The organism is Mycobacterium sp. TH-M82 (genome assembly GCF_057473605.1).
Genome location: NZ_JBYCKY010000072.1, coordinates 1 through 1374 on the forward strand (window position 1 = coordinate 1; position 1374 = coordinate 1374).

The 1374-nt window shown below is 62.7% G+C and carries 2 protein-coding genes; one reads left to right on the plus strand and one right to left on the minus strand.

The genetic code is table 11. From position 1 onward, the window contains the following. Positions 1–30: 30 nt before the first annotated feature. Positions 31–750: an IS110 family transposase gene (locus AC2VON_RS02260; protein WP_486951481.1), complete on the minus strand. Its 720-nt coding sequence runs from the start codon at positions 748–750 to the stop codon at positions 31–33. A gap of 284 nt (positions 751–1034) precedes the next feature. Here AC2VON_RS02260 and AC2VON_RS02265 point away from each other — a divergent pair, with 284 nt between their 5' ends. Further along, on the plus strand, positions 1035–1310 hold the full coding sequence (locus tag AC2VON_RS02265) for a hypothetical protein (RefSeq protein ID WP_486951482.1): 276 nt from the start codon (positions 1035–1037) through the stop codon (positions 1308–1310). The last annotated feature ends 64 nt before the right edge of the window (positions 1311–1374 follow it).

Below are 1374 nucleotides of genomic sequence, written 5' to 3' on the forward strand. Positions count from 1 at the left end.
GATACACCAGCGCCGACCTCCACCAACAACTCACCAGGATCGACCACTACACCGCTGCCGCATGACCCCAGACGAATTAACGGGTAAGACCACTAAGGCGTCGATTTGGGCTCGGATAGCCTCTGCCTGGGTTTCGAGGAACTGCACGCGTTGGGCGAGCATCTTGGCCGCAATGAGCACCGACTGCGCCCACGATTCGGTCTGTGAGTCGGGTCGGCAGCGGGCGATCGCCTCGATCAACCTGAATGTCGTTAGGCCGCGGTATTTTTCACGCACAGAGTCCGGTGCGGACACCAGCATGGCCTTGAGTTGATTGATTACCGCGGTGCGATGCTTGACCGCCGAACGGCGCGCATGGTGCAAAGCGCGCAATCCAGCGGTGGCATCGTCTTTCGGAGTGGCCAGCCCGTCGCCGGCCAACGCGGTACGGGCAGCACTGTAGGCATCGAGCGGGTCGGACTTGCCCTTGAGCCGGCGGCTCGACTTGACTGCCCTGGTCACCTCGACGACCTCGATGCCCGCTGCGATGAGTGCCCGGGTCAGCCCAGAACCGTAGCTGGCGGTGCCCTCGACCCCGATCCGCTGCACCTGGCCCAGCGAGCGCAGGAACCTGATTGCCGCAGCGTAACCGGCCCGTGTCGTCGGGAACTCGCGGTCGCCGGCCAGGACGCCGGTAATGGTGATGGCGGCGACTTGAATGGTGTCGGCGTGGGTATCCGCACCGGCGACGATGAGCACAGATTCTGTCAAGATGATGGTGTCCCTTCTGACCAGCGTTAGGTGGGCACACACCGGCCAGGGCGGGCAGACAAGACATTGATGAGGAACTGCCAGGCTCCTGATTAGGTCATGTCCGTCCTGTCCGGCGTGAACAAGACGCGCACCACGCAGGCCGGACAAATCAAGTTATGGACAACCCAGCAGGGCGTCAGTCGGACCCAGAGTCACGACCTGCGCGGTAACGCTCTTCCATCATCAATGTCGGACCTCGCGGTTACGCTGACCCGCCACCGGCAAGCAGAGGAGGAACCGCGATGAACAAAGCCGAGCGTCTGTGGAATCTACGGGACGGCGTGCTGGCGTGGCTGTACGAGCTGCGCATCACCGGGGCCACCATCGCCGAGGCTCTACCGGAACCGTTCATGACCGCGACGTCCTGGTCTGAGTTGGAAGTTACCCGCGAGGAGCTGAACGACGCGGTCGAGTGGCTCATGGAGGAGGGCTACGTCGACGGCATAGGCACCATGCAGAGGGTCGTTGTCCGGCCACGCCTGACCCCTGCGTTTCGTCAAGTGGTTTGGCCCCACTGATCTGCATGAATTTTGGCCCCATGTGGCGGTGTTCGGGTCTTGATCGTTGGTGACTGGTTCGGCT